The sequence below is a fragment of the Vagococcus sp. CY53-2 genome, assembly GCF_022604695.1.
Classification (GTDB): domain Bacteria; phylum Bacillota; class Bacilli; order Lactobacillales; family Vagococcaceae; genus Vagococcus.
In genome coordinates this window covers 571,085-587,730 of the sequence record NZ_JALAHP010000001.1, presented here as the reverse complement: position 1 = coordinate 587,730, position 16,646 = coordinate 571,085, and the positions used below count along the sequence as shown (strand labels likewise).

15 protein-coding genes are annotated in these 16,646 nt (G+C 34.1%); 12 read left to right on the top strand and 3 right to left on the bottom strand.

Going from position 1 to position 16,646, the window contains the following annotated elements; genetic code table 11:
• Positions 1-5 precede the first annotated feature (5 nt).
• The 3 genes from yidA to MN581_RS02830 are packed head-to-tail and all read right to left on the bottom strand — an operon-like array spanning position 6 to position 3,020.
• Positions 6-824 (bottom strand): sugar-phosphatase, encoded by an 819-nt coding sequence (gene yidA, locus MN581_RS02840; protein WP_241699153.1) that lies wholly within the window; start codon positions 822-824, stop codon positions 6-8.
• A gap of 3 nt (positions 825-827) precedes the next feature.
• A complete protein-coding gene (locus MN581_RS02835) occupies positions 828-2,165 on the bottom strand; it encodes an HD domain-containing protein (protein WP_117973009.1) in 1,338 nt (445 codons plus the stop codon).
• A complete protein-coding gene (locus MN581_RS02830; RefSeq protein ID WP_117973008.1) occupies positions 2,166-3,020 on the bottom strand; it encodes a lipoate--protein ligase family protein in 855 nt (284 codons plus the stop codon).
• 137 nt (positions 3,021-3,157) lie between these two features.
• Between MN581_RS02830 and MN581_RS02825 the strand changes: the two genes are divergently transcribed.
• The 12 genes from MN581_RS02825 (at position 3,158) to MN581_RS02770 (ending at position 16,507) form a co-directional block, all read left to right on the top strand.
• Positions 3,158-3,604: a DUF1934 domain-containing protein gene (locus MN581_RS02825; protein WP_241699152.1), complete on the top strand. Its 447-nt coding sequence runs from the start codon at positions 3,158-3,160 to the stop codon at positions 3,602-3,604.
• Between the two features lie 75 nt (positions 3,605-3,679).
• Complete coding sequence (rpoE, locus tag MN581_RS02820) at positions 3,680-4,285, top strand: DNA-directed RNA polymerase subunit delta (protein ID WP_117973006.1); 606 nt, start codon at positions 3,680-3,682, stop codon at positions 4,283-4,285.
• A gap of 57 nt (positions 4,286-4,342) precedes the next feature.
• A complete protein-coding gene (locus MN581_RS02815) occupies positions 4,343-4,684 on the top strand; it encodes a DUF1622 domain-containing protein (protein ID WP_117973005.1) in 342 nt (113 codons plus the stop codon).
• 101 nt (positions 4,685-4,785) lie between these two features.
• Positions 4,786-6,264, top strand: coding sequence for an aldehyde dehydrogenase family protein (locus MN581_RS02810; RefSeq protein WP_241699151.1), 1,479 nt, complete (start codon positions 4,786-4,788; stop codon positions 6,262-6,264).
• A gap of 146 nt (positions 6,265-6,410) precedes the next feature.
• Positions 6,411-7,277, top strand: coding sequence for a class II fructose-bisphosphate aldolase (locus MN581_RS02805; protein ID WP_117973003.1), 867 nt, complete (start codon positions 6,411-6,413; stop codon positions 7,275-7,277).
• Positions 7,278-7,467: 190 nt separating this feature from the next.
• Complete coding sequence (locus MN581_RS02800) at positions 7,468-8,745, top strand: UDP-N-acetylglucosamine 1-carboxyvinyltransferase (RefSeq protein WP_117973002.1); 1,278 nt, start codon at positions 7,468-7,470, stop codon at positions 8,743-8,745.
• Position 8,746: 1 nt separating this feature from the next.
• Positions 8,747-10,018 (top strand): transcription termination factor Rho, encoded by a 1,272-nt coding sequence (rho, locus tag MN581_RS02795; RefSeq protein WP_117973001.1) that lies wholly within the window; start codon positions 8,747-8,749, stop codon positions 10,016-10,018.
• Between the two features lie 90 nt (positions 10,019-10,108).
• The gene (locus tag MN581_RS02790) at positions 10,109-10,372 is read left to right on the top strand and encodes a type B 50S ribosomal protein L31 (RefSeq protein WP_079347925.1); all 264 of its coding nucleotides are present in this window, start codon (positions 10,109-10,111) and stop codon (positions 10,370-10,372) included.
• A gap of 66 nt (positions 10,373-10,438) precedes the next feature.
• Positions 10,439-10,834, top strand: coding sequence for a hypothetical protein (locus MN581_RS02785; RefSeq protein ID WP_117973000.1), 396 nt, complete (start codon positions 10,439-10,441; stop codon positions 10,832-10,834).
• A gap of 59 nt (positions 10,835-10,893) precedes the next feature.
• Positions 10,894-11,727, top strand: a complete 834-nt coding sequence (nadE, locus tag MN581_RS02780; RefSeq protein WP_241699150.1) for an ammonia-dependent NAD(+) synthetase — start codon at positions 10,894-10,896, stop codon at positions 11,725-11,727.
• Complete coding sequence (locus MN581_RS02775; protein ID WP_117972998.1) at positions 11,715-13,592, top strand: alkaline phosphatase family protein; 1,878 nt, start codon at positions 11,715-11,717, stop codon at positions 13,590-13,592. Before nadE ends, MN581_RS02775 begins: the two co-directional genes overlap by 13 nt.
• A 242-nt stretch (positions 13,593-13,834) precedes the next feature.
• Positions 13,835-16,507 carry a cation-translocating P-type ATPase gene (locus MN581_RS02770; RefSeq protein ID WP_117972997.1) on the top strand — a complete coding sequence of 891 codons (2,673 nt, stop codon included), beginning with the start codon at positions 13,835-13,837 and terminating at the stop codon, positions 16,505-16,507.
• Positions 16,508-16,646: the final 139 nt, after the last annotated feature.

Sequence of the window (16,646 nt, the reverse complement as noted above, 5' to 3'; positions counted from 1 at the left end):
TTTTTTTAGTTATCGTTAAGCACCCATTCGTTAATGGCATATGCTACACCATCTTCATCATTTGTTTTAGTTATTTTGTTTGCAATGCTTTTTACACTGTCTACAGCATTTCCCATCGCAACCCCAATACCTGCATATTCAATCATAGATAAGTCATTTTCATTGTCACCAATTGCCATGACTTCTTCTTGTTTAATGTTTAGATGCTCAGCCAGTTCTTTGACTGATTCTCCTTTAGTTGCTTTAGGATCTAGTATCTCTAGATAGTAAGGAGCACTTTTAACGATGGCAAAGCGTTCATGAAATTCTTGTGGAATTTTTTTAATTGCTGCATCAAGAATATCTTCATGATCAATCATCATTGCTTTTACAAGTTTGATATCTTTTGTCATGTCATTTACCGGTTTATATTGTAGTGGAATACCTGTGATTACTGCTTCGTTAATGGTATAGGGACTAATATCAGGATTAGCTGTATACATTGTATCAGCATCTTGTACATGGAAATGAACGCCTAGTTTACGTGATAATAGTTCGACATCTTGATAGTCATCTAATGACAGTGAATGACGTAAAATAATTTCTTTTGTTCCAGCATTTTGAATCATGCCACCATTATATGTAATAATAAAACTGTGGTCATTTTCTAATTCAAGTTCTTTTACTAAATCAATTACGCCAATAGTTGGTCTTCCTGTTGTTAAAACAATATCAATCCCACTATCAGAAGCTTTTTTAATTGTTTCCTTCACTTTTGGTGTTAATTTTCTTTCTGAATTGACTAAAGTGCCGTCAATATCAATCGTGACCATTTTAATTCCCAAATATTACACGTCCTTTTTAATTATTTCTCCATTTTTTATGGAGTTGTTAAAAGTGTTAATAGAGTCTTCAAATAAAGTATAATTGTCTAATGTAGAGGATGCAAGCATTTCATCAGGGAAATAAAAGCGTTGATCTCCTTTAGTTTCTCCTGCAATTGCTCTAACTAACTCACTAGCACTAGATAGTTCAATCAGTTCACCATCCGGATATATAAGCTCAATTTGTGTTTTATTTTGTGATTTTTCTGGTTTATAAAAATCATAAGGTAAATCAAAACTGGAATTAATGGCAGTATAATAGGTATGATTAAAACCAACTTTTTCAACTAAATCTTGCAAATCTGGTAACATGATAAAGTTCTCAGTTGAAAAGGCTGCTGATTTAAATGGAACACGATTTAAAAATCGTTTAGATAAATCATTTAAAATAGCATCATCTGAATGGCTCCATAAATGAAATGCCGTAGTTAATACACCATCATCTAACACAAGATAATCGTTTAAATCAAAATCATGTGCAAGGAAAGGAACTAAAAGAGGCGACGTTTTATTAAAATATGATTTATTATCATGGTATAAATCTTGAGCTCGTTGTAATAAACGATCTAATACCATTTCCATTCCTCGAGAGACAGGATGAAAATAAATTTGCATGTACATCTGATAGCGGCTAACAATGTAATCTTCAACAGCATGCATGCCACTTATTTTAAAAACAATCCCACTTTTATGAGGTCTGATGACGCGTAAAATACGTGTTAAATCAAATGTACCATATTCTGTTCCAGTAAAATAGGCGTCTCGTAATAAATAATCCATCCTATCTGCATCGATTTGACTAGAAATCAGTTGAACGACTTGTTTATTTGGATAGGTTTTAGCAATCACACTCGCTACTTTGTCAGGAAATTCTTCTGACACTTGTCGTAAAATACGATTGATTTCAGTTTTTTTTGAGGTAATGATATCAACGGTTACTTGTTCATGATTTGTTTTAAAAATCGCTTCAAATGTATGTGAAAAAGGTCCGTGACCTAAATCATGTAATAATGCCGCACATAGTGTAACAAGTCGTTCTGAATCATCCCATCCATACTCCCCGTACTCTTTCACATCATAATTTCGTTTAAAGTAGTTGCAAATGCGGCGAGTAATTTCGTAGACCCCTAAAGAGTGACCAAAACGAGAATGCTCTGATGTGTGAAAGGTTAGAGATGTTGTTCCAAGTTGCTTGATTCGTCTTAGGCGTTGGAATTCTTTGGCATTAATTAATTCTAAAATAATTGGGTGTTCCACTTTAATATCGTGGTGTATAGGATCTCTAAATACTTTTTCAATCAATTAATCCACCTCCTTTAAAATAGTATTAATCCTCTCATTTCGCTGTTCCATTCTTTGGTAGCCCTTGTCGTAACTTTCTTTAAATTCATCAGAAGTTAAAAAATGGTTAAATTTGACTTGAGCAGTATCGTCAATTGTCCAGTTTTGACTAATGGCTTCAATAATGAGCATTTGCATTTGTTCAACGTTCAGTTTTTGTTGTAGTAAGTCCGATAAATTTCGCATAGAGTTTGGATCAACTGGAGGAAAAGTTTCTTTTCCAAATTTGTCTTTTAAACCCGCTTGATAAAATTGTTGGACTAGGTTTCCTCTTTTTTCTTGGTTACCATTAACACTGATATAAATCATAATGCTTAAGCCTTTTTTTATTCGACGTTGGGCAATACCGGCAAATTTTTTTTCATTAATACTTAAATCGTATTCACCAGGACAGTAGGAATTTACTACCTCGAAAGAGTCTATAGTAACATTGAATGAAGATAAAGCATTTGAAATGATGGCTTTCATTGTGTCATATCCATGATTAATACTGGTTTGATTAGTAAATTCTTGTGGTAAAATCATTGAAAAGTTTAAAATCCCATCATCCGCTACTACAGCTAAACCGCCAGAATTTCGTACAACAGGATGATAGTGATGGGATCTAACCGAAGAGATGGCATCACTTAAGTCTGTGACACGAGTATCTTGCATTCCTAATATTAGTTGATTTGTCATCGTCCAAAAATGAATGATAGGCATCCCATGTTTACCTGAGTAATCAGCCAAAATATCTGTTATGATAAATGGATCATATTTATTTTCATTTGTTAGATGATGTTGTTCAAACAGAACAATTGCTTGTTTTAACGACATATATACAACTCCTTTTTATACTTTCCTTATTATACCGATTCTTTTGTGAAACGGAAAGGATTTAAGAACAATGATAAAGGTTTGACAAACCTTTTAAAAAAGACCAAAATATATAAAAAAGTAAAGAGGTGGAATGGGTGTCAAAAAGAGAAAAAACACCAATTAATATTTTGGTGAAAACTGAGGTTACACAAGAGCAAGAATTGAAAGAATTTTTAGTAGAAGTCAAAGGTAATATGGTAGTAATTAATGATGTCATCTATTTAAGATACGAAGAATTACTGGAAGGAATTGATAAACCTGTTCCTGTTACAATAAAAATTTTACCAGATGAAACGGTAACATTGATTCGCTCAGGTGATGTTAAAATGAAATTAAATTTTTCCTATGAGGAAAAGCGGGAAACAACATATGCTACTCCTTATGGCATGATGAGTATTTCAACCATGACTAATCATTTACATATTAGTCTAAAAGATAATCCACAATCAGGTGATTTAACAATTGATTATGATTTATTTGCTGGAGAAGAAAAGTTAGGGACATACCATTTGATGATTAATTTTAGTGGAGAGAATAGATGAAATAAAAATTTTAAATTGCAAAGAAACGCTAGTTATTGTATGATAGAGAGTAGACTGTGAAAGGACGTGTGTCAGTTGGAAATTAAAGCTTTTGAAGGCGTAAATAAAAATGAATTGTCGATGATTGAAGTTGCACATGCAATTTTAAATCAACGTGGAGACATTATTGATTTTAGTGATTTAGTAAATGAAATCCAAAACTACTTAGAAAAAGCAGATAGTGAAATTCGTGACATCTTGCCACAATTTTATACAGACTTAAATATTGACGGAAGTTTTATTTCTTTAGGAGATAATCGTTGGGGCCTGCGTAGCTGGTATCCAATCGATTCAATTGATGAAGAAGTTTCTGGTGTGGATGAAGACGAAGAAGAAACACCACGTCGTAAAAAACGTAAAAAAGTAAATGCTTTTATCGCAATGGATGACGATGCCATTGATTACAATGATGATGATCCAGAAGATTTGGACTTAGTCGATCATGATGAAGATGATGATGAGTTGTATGAAGATGAAGAAGATGAAACAAAAGAAATCAAAGAATACACAACTGATTTATCAGAAATCGGTGCTGACAATGACGTTGATGATGACGTGCCAGAAGGTGTAGAAGAAGATCTAACCATCGTTGAAGAAGATGATTTATACGAAAATGATGATGAAGAAGACGAAGAATTATAATAAAAAGAGTGTCATTTGATGCTCTTTTTTGTTTATTATAGAATAGGAGGGATAGCAATGATTAGTGAGGTAGTAGATAAAATAATTTTTGTATTAAATGCTTTTTCAGTGATTATTCTCTTAGTGGGTGTGGCAAAAGCCGTCATCGATTTTACTAAAAATGAATTTGGAAGCGGCACAAGGGAAGAAATATCTTTCAGAAATAATAAAATTAAATTATATTTAGGATCTTATATATTACTAAGTTTAGAAGTGCTTATTGCGTCAGATATTATTGAAACTATTTTAAACCCATCAACACAAGATATTGTTATCTTAGGTGGAATTGTCGTGATCAGAACTGCTATCTCTTATTTTTTAGGAAAAGAAATTGAACAAACACATAATGAGGAAGAGTAGAGATACTCTTTTTTTTTATAAGCATAACGCTTGAATTTTAAAATGAAAGCAGATACAATTTTAACTATACCGAAATAAAAAAATATCAAAGGAGAATTGTTATGACAGCTTTTAAAGATATATACAAAGAATATAATTTATTTATTAATGGAGAGTGGACAAAAGGCGCTAAGGGAGAGATGTTAGATACTTTTTCGCCTGTAAATGGAGAAAAAATTGGCTCATTTGTTGATGCCGTTGATGCCGACGTTGATGCTGCCGTTGATGCCGCACAACAAGCATTACCTGAATGGCGTGATTGGTCACTTGTGGATAGAAGTAATTTATTATTAAAAATTGCAGATGTTATTGATGAAAATATGGAACATTTAGCCTATATAGAATCTATTGATAATGGAAAACCAATTCGTGAGACCAAATCGGTGGATGTACCACTTAGTGCCGATCATTTTAGATATTTTGCAGGTGTCATTCGTAGCGAGGAAGGCTCAGCGCAAGCGTTAGATAAAGATACTTTAACACTTATCTTAAGAGAACCAATCGGGGTGGTTGGACAAATTATTCCATGGAATTTTCCCATTTTGATGGCAGCGTGGAAATTAGCTCCAGCTCTAGCTGCTGGAAATACTATCGTCATTCATCCATCATCTTCCACTTCTTTAAGCTTATTAGAATTAGTTAGGTTGATTGGTCCAATGTTACCAAAGGGTGTGTTAAATTTAATTACAGGTAAAGGATCTAAATCAGGCGATTATATGTTAAAACATGATGGATTTAATAAACTAGCCTTTACCGGATCAACTGAAGTTGGTTATAAAGTTGCTCAAGCTGCAGCGGATAAATTAATTCCTGCAACCCTTGAATTGGGTGGAAAATCAGCGAATATCTTCTTTGATGATATGCCATTTGAAAAAGCAGTTGAGGGAGCACAACTTGGTATTTTGTTTAATCAAGGACAAGTATGCTGTGCAGGATCAAGGATTTTCGTGCAAGAAGGAATCTACGATAAATTCGTAGCAGAATTAAAAGAAAAATTTGAAGCCGTAGTCGTTGGGGATGCGTTGGATGAAAATGTCCAAATGGGTGCCCAAGTGAATGAGGGACAAGTAAATAAAATTTTAGAAGCAGTTGAAGTAGGGCGTAAAGAAGGTGCAACGATTTTAACAGGTGGAAAACGCCTTGATGGAGACTTAGGAAAAGGATGTTACGTGGCACCGACACTTTTAACTGATGTGACTAATGATATGGAAGTGGCTCAAGAAGAAATCTTTGGTCCAGTTGCAGTAGTGATTAAATTTAAAACAATTGATGAAGTGATAAAAATGGCAAACGATTCTGAATATGGTTTAGGTGGGGGTGTTTGGACTAAAAACATCAACACAGCTCTTAAAGTGAGTCGAGGAATTGAAACCGGACGTGTATGGGTTAATACATATAATCAAATTCCCGCCGGAGCACCTTTTGGTGGATACAAAAAATCTGGTATTGGACGTGAGACGCATAAAGCTATCCTTGATGCTTATAGTCAATTTAAAAATATTTACATCGATACAAAGGAAACAGGATTCAATCTTTATTAAAAAAGGACTGTAATAAAATTTTCTGAAAATAGCATCAAAGATTGTGATTTGACTAGCAAAAATAACTAAAGAGTGTTAAAATGATGGTGTTAGTTAAGTATCACCTATACCAAATAGAGTGATAACATAATAGGAGGAATTTAATTATGGCATTAGTATCAGCAACAGAAATGTTAAAAAAAGCTAAAGAGGGCAAATATGCAGTTGGTGCATTCAACACAAACAATTTAGAATGGACTAAAGCTATCCTACAAGGGGCTCAAGAATCTAATTCTCCAGTAATGATTCAAACTTCTATGGGTGCTGCAAAATATATGGGTGGTTACCAAGTATGTTATGATTTAGTTAACGACTTAATTGACTCAATGGGAATTACAGTTCCAGTAGCATTACACTTAGACCATGGTGAATACGAAGATGCATTAAAATGTATCGAAATTGGTTACACATCTGTAATGTTTGATGGTTCTCACTTACCATTTGAAGAAAATTTAGAAAAAGCAAAAGATGTTGTTGCTAAAGCTCACGCTAAAGGTGTTTCTGTAGAGTGTGAAGTTGGATCAATTGGTGGAGAAGAAGACGGCATTATCGGTTCTGGTGAATTAGCAGATCCAGCTGAATGTAAAGCAATGTCTGAAACAGGAATTGATTTCTTAGCTGCAGGTATTGGTAATATTCATGGTTCTTACCCTGAAAACTGGGCTGGTTTGAGCTTTGATCGTTTAGCTGAAATTGCTGAAGTAATCGATGGTAAACCAATGGTATTACATGGTGGTTCTGGTATTCCATTAGATCAAATCCAAAAAGCAATCTCTTTAGGCGTATCAAAAATTAACGTTAATACTGAGTGTCAAGAAGTATTTGCAGCTGCAACACGTAAATACATTGAAGAAGGCAAAGACTTAGAAGGTAAAGGATTTGACCCTCGTAAATTATTAGCTCCAGGTACTACCGCAGTAACTGAGTTAGTTAAAGAACGTATCCAATGGTTTGGATCAAACGGTAAAGCATAATTTTAAAGCTTGAATGAAAAAAGAGTGTCTGACTTTGTCAGTCGCTCTTTTTTTACGTATAAATTTACCAAGTGCTTTTTTTCATTTATATTGTGTGATAGAATACAACTATATTATGCATAACGAAACTTATTTGGCTGCTTATTTTAAGCGGCTTTTTTAAAGACTAAAGTGAGGTCATTAAGACAAAATGAAAAAATTAATTATAAATGGTGGAAAAAAATTAAAAGGCACTGTCACAATTAGTGGTGCTAAAAATAGTGCTGTTGCTTTAATTCCTGCTGCTATTTTAGCTGATACTCCTGTTATTTTAGAAGGAGTACCTGATATTAAAGATGTGCACTCTTTAAAAGAAATTTTAGAAATTATGGGTGTGAAAGTAACTTTTGATAATCATACTATGATAATTGATCCAACCAACATGGTATCCATACCAATGCCAAGTGGAAAAATTAATAGTTTACGTGCCTCATATTATTTTATGGGAGCGTTACTAGGTAAATTTGGTGAAGGTGTTGTTGGTCTTCCAGGTGGCTGTTATTTAGGACCAAGACCTATCGATTTACATATCAAAGGGTTTGAATCACTTGGAGCTGAAGTAACAACTGAACATGGAGCAACTTACTTAAAATCACCAAATGGGTTAGAAGGCACACGTATTTATATGGATATGGTGTCAATTGGTGCAACGATTAATGTCATGTTAGCGGCGGTAAAAGCAAAAGGTCGAACAGTGATTGAAAATGCCGCAAGAGAGCCTGAAATTATTGATGTCGCAACATTATTAAATAACATGGGAGCTAAAATTCGTGGCGCTGGTACGAATGAACTTCGGATTGATGGCGTGACAGAATTAAAAGGATGTCGTCATTCAATCATCCCAGATCGTATCGAAGCAGGGACTTATTTATCAATGGCAGCTGCTCATGGTGATGGTGTTATAGTCCAAAATGTTATTTATGAGCATTTAGAAAGTTTTATCTCAAAATTAGAAGAAATGGGTGTGCCAATGACTATTCGAGAAGATAGTATTGAAGTACATCCAGCTAAAAACCTAAAACCAATCAACGTTACAACGGTTCCTTATCCAGGATTTGCAACAGATTTACAACAGCCTATTACCCCACTATTATTAAAAGCCAATGGAAAAAGTATTGTGACAGATACAATATATGAGCAGCGAGTCAATCATATTCCAGAATTAGTTCGCATGGGAGCAAACGCAAGTATTGAAGGGAAAATGATTGTATTAAATGGTCAAGATGATTTAGAACTTGTAGGAGAAGATGTTACGGCGAGTGATTTACGTGCAGGTGCTTGTTTGGTAACTGCTGGTATCATGGCAAGTGGAACAACTCGCATTTCTAATGTGGATAATATTTTACGTGGGTACGATAATATCATTGATAAATTAACAAATCTAGGTGCTGATATTCATATGGAAGAAGGCACGGATAAAGAGGGATAATATGCGTGATTATTTAACAATGGGTGAATTAGAACATAAAACCCTAAAAGAAATATATGCTTATGCAAAAGATTTTAAGATACCTTATTATAGTCAAATGAATAAAAAAGAATTATCATTGGCTGTCATTCGTGCACAAGCAGAAAAACAAGGCTTTTTTATGGTGGAAGGTGTATTAGATATTATATCAAATGATGGATATGGCTTTTTACGACCTATTAATTATACACCCAGTAAAGAAGATATCTATATTTCCTCATCACAAATTAGACGATTTGGATTACGAAACGGGGATAAAGTATCAGGAAAAGCAAGACCGCCAAAAGAGAGCGAGCGTTATTATGGATTGATGCATGTTGAAACGGTTAATGGAAAAAATCCAGAAGATGCCAAACAACGTCCACATTTTCCAGCACTTACGGCGCTTTATCCTGATACAAAATTAGTATTAGAAACAACAAAAACAGATTTATCAACACGAATGATTGATTTATTTGCACCAGTTGGTTTTGGTCAACGTGGTCTAATTGTCGCACCACCAAAAGCTGGTAAAACGAGTGTCATAAAAGAGATTGCTAATGGCATTTCAAAAAATTATCCAGATGTGGAGTTAATTGTCTTATTAATTGATGAACGTCCGGAAGAAGTAACTGATATTGAAAGAAGTGTTGATGGTGAAGTAGTATCCTCTACCTTTGACCAGATGCCTGAAAATCATACTCGTGTCGTTGAACTTGTGTTAGAAAGAGCGTTACGTTTAGTGGAAGATAAACGTGATGTGGTGATTTTAATGGACAGTATCACTCGTTTGGCCAGAGCATACAACTTAGTTATTCCACCAAGCGGACGAACACTTAGTGGAGGGATTGACCCTGCAGCCTTTTATAAACCAAAACGTTTCTTTGGAGCTGCACGAAATATTGAAGAAGGCGGAAGCTTAACTATTCTGGCGACTGCTTTAGTTGATACAGGAAGTCGAATGGATGATGTGATTTATGAAGAGTTCAAAGGAACAGGTAATATGGAACTTCATCTATCAAGAGAATTATCAGAACGCCGTGTGTTTCCGGCAATCGATATTAAACGATCAGGAACGAGACGTGAAGAATTGCTTATGTCTCCAGAACACTTGGAAGAAATATGGAAATTACGCCGTCATATGAAAGGTGACTCGATTAATTCAACACATCAATTATTAACTTTTTTAAAGAAAACAAAAAATAATGAAACCTTTTTTGATACATTTAAAGACGTTTCTTTTTTAAAAAAATGAATTGCTAAAAATCATTGAACATGTTAATATAGTATCGTTGTAATAATAACTCTGTTTCAGCACATGAATCAGGGCAAAGGAGAGAGAAATATGAAACAAGGAATTCATCCAGAATATCATCCAGTAGTATTTATGGACTCACAAACAGGGTTCAAATTCTTATCTGGATCAACTAAAACATCTGAAGAAACAATTGAATGGGAAGATGGTAACACATATCCAGTTATTCGTGTGGAAATCACTTCAGATTCACATCCATTCTATACTGGACGTCAAAAATTTACACAAGCAGACGGACGTGTGGATCGTTTCAACAAAAAATATGGTCTCAAAGACGAAAACGCTGCAGAATAGTCTTCAGTGTCGAAAAGATTTCTGGTATTTTATCAGGAGTCTTTTTTTATTGAAAGGATTGGTGAAATGAATTGTTCAACAAATAATCAACCGTTTAAAATAGTAATATGGATTGAACATAATGATCATTGTTTGGTTACCACTAATAAAGATGGTGATAAACATCTTCTTGAAGTCCAACCTGAATTTGCAGAAACAACACTTGAAGCAATTGAAAGATATGGTAAAGATATATTAGGTTTATCATTTGAAACAATTGAATATGTCGATATTATTGAGCAAACAACTCATCAACATGTTGAACGAACCGAAACAGTATTTTTATATCGTGCTGAGATAAGTGAACAGGAAGTATTACCCAAATTGACCCAAAGTCAAATTATATTTTGGTTACCTATCGAAAAATTAAGACAAAACGTTTCTAGTAATTTTTTATCAAAATTTACTAAAGTAAACAAATGATAGTATGTCATTTATTTTTTTTATGGTAAAATAGGGGTTAAATGTAAGGAGAGATGGATATGACAGAGTTACAACAATTGATTATAAGGAATTTACAAGTTAAGCCATATATAAAAGCTAAGGAAGAAATTGCCATACGTGTCGCCTTTTTAAAAGACTACATGTTAGCGCACCCATTTTTAAAAACGTATGTTTTAGGTATTAGCGGCGGACAAGACTCTACTTTAGCAGGTAAACTAGCACAACTAGCAATCAGTGAATTACGTGAAGAAACTGGTGATACTGATTATAAATTTATTGCCGTTCGTTTGCCTTATGGCGTGCAAAAAGATGAAGATGACGCACAAAAGTCATTACATTTTATTCAACCAGATGAGTCATTAGTTATAAATATAAAATCTAGCGTGGATGCTTTAGTGAAAGAATTAAATGAAGGTTCAAATATCGTGGTGAGTGATTTTAATAAAGGAAATATTAAAGCTCGTCAAAGAATGGTATCGCAATATGCGGTGGCTGGTCAAAGAAGTGGCGCGGTAATTGGGACAGATCATGCCGCTGAAAATCTAACAGGTTTTTTTACCAAATTTGGTGATGGCGCAGCAGATATTTTACCTTTATTTGGATTAAACAAAAGACAAGGAAAAGCCTTGCTAAAAGAACTGGGTGCTGATAAATCATTGTATGAGAAAATTCCAACAGCTGATTTAGAAGAAAATAGACCAATGATAGCCGATGAAGATGCTTTAGGTGTGACTTATGAGGCAATTGATGATTACTTAGAAGGTAAAGAAGTTAGTGATAAAGATAGAGAAACAATTGAGAGATGGTATCAAAAGTCAGAACATAAACGTCATTTACCGATTACGTTAGGAGACACGTTTTGGGTAAAATAGAATCAAGGGTTCAAAGACGAGTAGAGCAAACCCAAAAAAAATCATGGCTAAGAAGGATTTTTACTAGTCCAATTACCAAAATCTTACTAACTTTAATCATTGTTTACTTAAGTAATTTCTATTTACAATTAAGTCAAAATACTTGGAGCTTCTCGCTTGCGTGGAAGTTTGCGTTGGAGTGGCATGTTGAGAAATTTTTACTAGGAACGCTTGTATTACTATTTTTAGATATGTTTCTTATTAGTCTGAGTGGGTCATTTTTAATGGGAAATATCATTTATATCACGAGTATTGGGTTACTTGGTATTGCTAACAGTCAGAAAATGGCATTGAGGATGGAACCTATCTACCCAGATGATTTAAAAATGATTTTTGAGTTTACGATGATGAAAGATATCATTGGAAATACGTATTTTATTTTAACGTTAGTGCTGATATTTTTAGCATTAGCAGGACTAGTCTACGCCTTATATCGCTCAATTCGTTTAAGTAAACGTCAACAAGTCATTCGTTTAGTATGTTTTGTTGTCTCAATCGCAGGGCTATTTTATGCCAGTTTATTTAACCAACCAAACAATCTATTACGAAAAGAGTACAATAAAACTGCGCTATGGATTCCATATAGTCAAAAAATGAACTACTATAATACAGGTTTTATGGGTGGCTTTTTATATAATTTAAAAGTTGAAGCCATGGATAAACCAAAAAATTATTCGAAAGAAACAATCGACAAAATCGTCAAAAAATATGATACAAAAGCAAAAGAGAATAACGCTAAAAAGAAAAACAAGGAAAAACCTAATGTGGTATTTATTATGTCTGAAAGTTTTTCTGATCCTGAAAAGTTAGATGGCATTAAATTAAATAAAAGTCCTATTACTGATTTTAGGAGTGTGGCACGACAGTCTGTTTATTCTGGCGAGATGTTGTCGCAAAACTATGGTGGTGGGACAGCAAATATCGAATTTGAAGCATTGACAGGAATTTCAATGGGATTACTTAACCCTCAAATGACGACACCATATACTATGATGTTACCTAAGAAAACGGAATTTCCATCGATTGTCTCGAGTTTAAAACAACAGGATTATCAAACAGTAGCTATCCATCCTTACAATACATCCATGTATAAACGCAAAGATGTTTACAATGTTCTTGGATTTAATCGGTTTTTAGATGAAAATACCATGACTCATAAGGAAAGGTTGTCAAATAATGGTTATATTTCAGATGCCTCAGCGTTTAGTGAAGTGCTAGATGTAATGGAGAAATCTGATAAAGCGTCTTTTGTCCATCTTGTGACAATGCAAACGCATATGCCATATAATAATAAATACACGGATTCACCTTATACATTAACGAACTTAGCATCTAGCGCCTCAATTGATAATTATGCGTTAGATATTTCATACACATCAAACGCATTGAAACAATTTATTGAGGACATTAATAAATTAGATAGACAGACAATTGTGGTTTTCTGGGGGGATCATTTACCGTCAATTTACCCAGACAATATTGTAGAAAAAAATAATCCATTTACAACACATTTAACAGAGTATTTAATTTATGATACTTTAAATAAAACGATTCATCACCAAGAAGTGATGAGCCCATTTTATTTTTCTAGCTTGATTACCGATTTTTCATCTGTTGAGCAGACAGGATTCAATGCCATGTTATTGGAGTTACAAAAAATTCTTCCGGCATTTGAAAAACAAATGTATTATGTAAATGGAAAATGGGAAAAAGAAGTATCTTTTACTAAAGAAGAAAGAGAGCTCTATGAGGACTATCAGTTAATGGTTTATGATTTGGTTTCTGGTGAAAAATATGGTCAACAAATGTTTAATGTCGAATCATAATCATGAATTTTTTAAGAAAATAGTGAATTAATTGTAAGTTAAAAATTTTCATGATATAATCAAGTGGAATTATTCATAAGGGAGTAACTGGCAGTTCTACATACTGCGGTAATGCCACCAATCGAAATCACGACGCATTTCTGGTGTTACCTTAAATAGTGAGACTTATGTATGTAGTTAAGCATACATAGGTCTTTTTTTATTTGACTTATGTATAGCGACAAATAAAAGGAGGAAAAGAGATGTCAGAGCAAAAAAAGAAGCAGTTGAACGATGCATTTTATGTTGAAGATGAGAAACAAGTGTTAGAAAAATTGCAATCAACTCCTAATGGGTTGAGTGCTACGGAGGTGGAAAAACGCCTTAAGGAGTATGGTCATAATCAATTGGATGAGGGAAAGAAAAAAAGTTTATTTAGTAAATTTTTAGACCAGTTCAAAGATTTTATGATTATTATTTTATTAGCAGCAGCTGTTCTTTCATTTTTCATGGGGGATCAAGTTGAAGCGGTTATGATTATTGTTGTAGTTTTCATCATGGCGATATTTGGTGTTTTCCAAGAGTCAAAAGCAGAAGAAGCAATTGAAGCATTGAAAGATATGTCCACACCAAATGCTAATGTACGTCGTGATAATACAACTAAAACAGTGAAAAGTACAGATTTAGTGCCTGGTGATATTGTGTTACTTGAAGCAGGTGATGTGATTCCAGCTGATATGCGTTTGATTGAAACAGCGTCGTTAAAAATTGAAGAAGCAGCCTTAACTGGTGAGTCTGTCCCCGTTGAAAAAGAAGCAGTTGTGTTAGAAAAAGAAGATATTGGTATTGGTGATCGAATCAATATGGCTTATATGAATAGTAATGTGACATATGGTCGTGGAGTTGGTGTGGTAACTGGTACAGGTATGAACACCGAAGTTGGTAAAATTGCTAACATGTTAGCTCAAGCTGACGAAACGAATACACCATTGAAAGAAAACCTAAATAAATTAGGTAAAGTATTATCAATTGCTATTATTTTTATCTGTATTGTGATGTTTGGTGTTGGGATGTTACGTGGTGGCCATGATTGGATGGAAATGTTATTAACATCTGTATCATTAGCCGTTGCTGCGATTCCAGAAGGATTACCAGCGATTGTAACGATTATTTTAGCTTTAGGAACACAAAAAATGGCTAAACGTAATGCGTTAGTTAGAAAATTACCAGCTGTTGAAACATTAGGTAGTACTGATATTATCTGTTCAGATAAAACTGGTACATTGACGTTAAACCAAATGACAGTTGAGGAAGTCTTTACAAATAATAAATCAATACGTGATTCAAAAGATATCCCCTTAGACAATACCACATTAAAAATCATGACATTTTGTAATGATACAAAAATTTCTGACGATGGCACATTAATTGGTGACCCAACAGAAACTGCTTTAATTAAATATGGTGAAGACCGTGGTTATGATATTGCATCAAAATTAAAAGACGAACCACGTTTAGCCGAAGTACCATTTGATTCTGATAGAAAATTAATGTCGACATTCCATAAATTACCTGACGGTCGTTTCTTTGTAGCTGTAAAGGGTGCGCCTGATGAATTATTGAAACGTTGTACAAACTATGACGTCAATGGCGACATTAAACCAATGGATAAATCAGAAGAAGATTTGATTTTAAAGACTAATAAACAATTAGCGACGCAGGCATTACGTGTACTTGCTATGGCTTATAAAATTGTAGATGAGATTCCAAGTGAATTAACAAGTGAAACTGTTGAGACAGATTTAATCTTCTCAGGTTTAGTCGGGATGATTGACCCAGAACGTAAAGAAGCAGCTGAAGCTGTACGTGTTGCCAAAGAAGCTGGTATTCGTCCAATTATGATTACTGGTGACCATAAAGACACTGCTGAAGCAATCGCTGTGCGTCTCGGTATTTTAAAAGAAGGTCAACATGATGCTGTTATTACTGGTGGCGAATTGAATAATATGTCAGATGAGCAACTAGCTAATTCTATTGAACAATATTCCGTTTACGCTAGAGTGTCACCTGAACATAAAGTACGTATTGTTAAAGCATGGCAAAAAGATGGAAAAGTAGTGGCGATGACTGGAGACGGAGTAAACGATGCACCAGCTCTTAAAACTGCTGATATTGGTATAGGTATGGGTATTACTGGTACGGAAGTATCTAAAGGTGCAAGTGATATGGTCTTAGCTGATGATAACTTCTCCACTATTATCGTTGCCGTTGAAGAAGGACGTAAAGTATTTTCAAACATTCAAAAAACAGTTCAATACTTACTTGCTGCAAACTTAGGGGAAGTTTTAACTTTATTTATTGCGACAATGCTCGGTTGGGATACATTATTACCAGTCCACTTATTATGGATAAACGTAGTAACTGATACATTCCCAGCGATTGCATTAGGATTGGAACCTGCTGAAAAAGGTATTATGAAACACAAACCACGTGGTCGAGATTCAGACTTCTTTTCAGGTGGTGTTATGAGTAGTATTATTTATCAGGGGATTTTAGAAGCAGGATTGACACTTGGTGTGTACATGTATGCCATTAATAACCCGGTTCACTCAAGTTATGATGCTATCCATGCAGATGCGTTAACGATGTCTTATGCTACACTGGGATTAATTCAATTAATCCATGCCTTTAACGTAAAATCTGTTCATGAATCAATCTTTAAAGTAGGAGCATTTAGAAATAAAATCTTCAATTACGCGATTTTACTTTCATTTGTTTTACTAGCATCTACAATTGTGATACCTGGATTTAATGATTTGTTTAAAGTGGCTCATTTAGATGGACATCAATGGTTAGCTGTATTTATTGGATCATTTGCTATTCTACCAATTGTAGAATGTGTCAAATGGGTTCAAAGAAAAACAATTTATAAATAGGACATTAAAACTATCCAATCTCTTTTGGATAGTTTTTTGTTTTTATTGACAAACTAAAGGTATCTATATAATATTGAATTAATGTGTTGCAATGTCTAGTAGAGTTATTGTAACTGATCCTTTAACATTTATTTAAAAA